Below are 3,314 nucleotides of genomic sequence, written 5' to 3'. Positions count from 1 at the left end.
GCGACAAGCTTTTTAAAGTCTGGATTATCGTAATCGCCTATACCGCTATCTATATAATCTTGCACCCAAAAAGCGACATTTACTTCTCCCTCGAAAACGCCAACTCCTCCTGTCTTCATCGGGTCAGCACCTTTGTCCCATAACCATAGTACGAAAGCCCATTGGGCAGTGACCGCCTGATTTGTAATTACAGTTTCCTTGACACTGTCAAACTGATTTATGTATGCTCCATGCTCTAATAAGAATTCTATTTTTTCTTATCTTCATATAATGCAGCCGCAAATAAAGGAAGCTGTGCCCGTGTATCATTCGGATTAGCCCCATGTTCGAGCAATAATTTCATGTAGTTTATGCCATAATCATTATAGCATGAAATTTCTAAAGGAAGGCGAGGTTCTATCACATCAGGTGTACTTGTCAGTGGAGAAACCATATTGGGGTCTGCTCCATTCTCTAAAAGAAATTTTGTCATGTCATAATTATGTTCCCATACGGCATAAAGCAGATAGGACATACCATATTTTCCCGTAGAATTTACGTTCCATCCTTTGTGCATCATATCAAGGATTTTATCCTTGTCGCAATCATGAATGGCTTGGATAATGGGATATTCTTTCTCACTAAAAAAACGCTTGTAAGGTGCTTCATTGTTAAACATACTGCATGAGGTTAAAATGAGTAATGATAGTAATGCTATAATATACTTCATTGCCTTATCATTCATTATCTTTCCTATTAATCATAGCTGGTTTATATGGGAACTCTACACCTATACTTTTTAGTCGCGCAACAAGCTTCTTAAAGTCTGGAGCATCATAATCTCCATTTCCATAGTTTATAAAGACTTGAACCCAGTATGCAACATTTGTTTGTCCTTCAAATACGCCAACTCCTCCTGTCTTCATCGGGTCAGCACCTTTGTCCCATAGCCACAATACTAAATCCCATTGTCTTGCAAGGGCTTGGTCTATTATTACGGTTTCTTTCGAACTGTTAAATTGGTTGATATCTGCGCCATGTTCTAATAAGTATTCTATTTTTTGTTTATCTTTATACAACGCTGCCGAAAATATTGGAAGTTGCGCTTGCGTATCATTGGGATTAGCCCCATATTTGATTAACAGCTTAACAAAATTTATATTATAATCTTTATAACAGACTGTTTCGAGGGGGAGGATACGTACCGTTTCTTCTGGTTTCACTTCCCAGAATACTGATACAAAATTAGGGTCCGCTCCATTTTCTAAAAGAAACTTTGTCATGTCATAGTTATGTTCCCATACGGCATAAAGCAGATAGGACATGCCATGTTTACCCATAGAATTTACGTTCCATCCTCTGTGCATCATATCAAGGATTTTATCCTTGTCGCAATCATGAATAGCTTGGATAATGGGATATTCTTTCTCACTAAAAAAACGCTTGTAAGGTGCTTCATTGTTAAACATACTGCATGAGGTTAAAATGAGTGATGATAGTAATGCTATAATATACTTCATTGCCTTATCATTCATTATCTTTCCTATTAATCATAGCTGGTTTATATGGGAACTCTACACCTATACTTTTTAGTCGCGCAACAAGCTTCTTAAAGTCTGGAGCATCATAATCTCCATTTCCATAGTTTATAAAGACTTGAACCCAGTATGCAACATTTGTTTGTCCTTCAAATACGCCAACTCCTCCTGTCTTCATCGGGTCAGCACCTTTGTCCCATAGCCACAATACTAAATCCCATTGTCTTGCAAGGGCTTGGTCTATTATTACAGTTTCCTTTACGCTGTCAAACTGATTAATATCTGCGCCATGCTCTAATAGGTATTCTATTTTTTGTTTATCTTTATATAATGCAGCCGCAAATAAAGGAAGCTGCGCTCGTGTATCATTAGGATTAGCCCCATGTTCGAGTAATAATTTCATATAATTCATGCCATATTTATCGTAGCACGTTCTTTCAAGAGGAAGCATGCAAACCGTTTCTTCTGGTTTCACTTCCCAGAATACTGATACAAAATTAGGGTTTGCTCCATTTTCTAAAAGAAACTTTGTCATGTTATAGTTATGTTCCCATATAGCATAAAGCAGATAGGACATGCCATGTTTACCCATAGAATTTACGTTCCATCCTTTGTGCATCATATCAAGGATTTTATCCTTGTCGCAATCATGAATGGCTTGGATAATGGGATATTCTTTCTCACTAAAAAAACGCTTGTAAGGTGCTTCACTGTTAAACATACTGCATGAGGTTAAAATGAGTGATGACAATAATGCTATAATTTTTTTCATTGTTATGGATTGTTTCTTTAAAGAATGTTGGCAATAATTGGTCTTCCTAACTCTGCCTCCTCAGCTTGTATTGCTTTGAAGAGTAAAGGGAGGTCGTGTCCTTTAGTAAAATCAAAGCTGTCCAGAGTGTGCAACATAATTCTTTCGCCTGCAGCCTTTGGCATTAGAGATAGGTTATTACTTGCCATGTTTAAGAAATCTTGATTTGAATAATAGGTATGAACCTTTGAAGTATCAGGATTCTTTACGCCATACATTTTATAAGTATTCGGATGAACGCCCGCAGGGCAGAAAGCGTAAGTCTTGCTACCAGTGGCAGCACCTGCAGCTGTCGCCAAACCGCCACCAAGGGAATGACCAGCAATAGTCATTTGCTTACCTTGTTTTTCAGAGCCTTGTTTAACCTTTTCTGCTAATTTTATAGACTTATTATATTGTTCACTTCCCATACCTAATCCCTGCCTCATGTTATCGTCGGTCCATTCTTTGCTCCAGTCATGTATTAAATCATTTTCAGGGTGGTCAGGGTCACTGTAGGTACCACGATAAACAAGTACATAATCCCCATTCTTGTCTTTATAGATATCTGCTTTAAAGCCTGTGGAAGGATCCTTTAAATCTGAATCTTTAATATTCATCTTTCCCATTTCCTCTGCATTCAACTTCTCATACCCCTCAAGTTTTTCATCCTTATTCTTAAGCATAGCTTGTTGTTTAGGGCTTAGCCCATCCATAGCCTCGTCCATGTCATAATCCTTATCTTTCTTTTTTGTCGTTCGATTATAAGCAAAGTAACTTAAGACTAACATTTTAGCGGCTTCAGAAAAGTCAGGTTTTATGATAGTTATAAGTCCTCCTTGTATGCAATTCAACATAGCTCCTTCAAGTAAGGCTTTCTGACCACTGATTTTCACGGATGAATTTACTCTTGTCCAAGTAGACATCTTTGTATATGCGGCGCAGATATTTGGCATTATCACATTTTGAACCATCTTTGATACTTTTCCATGCAGGAAAGAGTACAT

The 3,314-nt window shown here is 37.6% G+C and carries 3 protein-coding genes and 1 pseudogene; all 4 read right to left on the bottom strand.

All coding sequences use genetic code 11. The annotated features are described in order from the left end of the window. A pseudogene (locus HMPREF0666_RS11520) lies at positions 1-724 on the bottom strand (ankyrin repeat domain-containing protein); the annotation flags it as partial. After that, on the bottom strand, positions 717-1,514 hold the full coding sequence (locus HMPREF0666_RS11515) for an ankyrin repeat domain-containing protein (protein ID WP_009012532.1): 798 nt from the start codon (positions 1,512-1,514) through the stop codon (positions 717-719). The pseudogene HMPREF0666_RS11520 and the gene HMPREF0666_RS11515, both read right to left, overlap by 8 nt. Further along, the gene (locus tag HMPREF0666_RS11510) at positions 1,507-2,238 is read right to left on the bottom strand and encodes an ankyrin repeat domain-containing protein (protein ID WP_009012531.1); all 732 of its coding nucleotides are present in this window, start codon (positions 2,236-2,238) and stop codon (positions 1,507-1,509) included. Before HMPREF0666_RS11510 ends, HMPREF0666_RS11515 begins: the two co-directional genes overlap by 8 nt. A gap of 68 nt (positions 2,239-2,306) precedes the next feature. After that, positions 2,307-3,314 (bottom strand): PAAR-like protein (locus tag HMPREF0666_RS11505; protein WP_009012530.1); only part of this gene is annotated, 1,008 nt, incomplete at its 5' end.

It is taken from the genome of Prevotella sp. C561, from assembly GCF_000224595.1.
Lineage (GTDB): Bacteria > Bacteroidota > Bacteroidia > Bacteroidales > Bacteroidaceae > Prevotella > Prevotella jejuni.
This window is presented reverse-complemented; position numbering and strand designations above follow the sequence as displayed.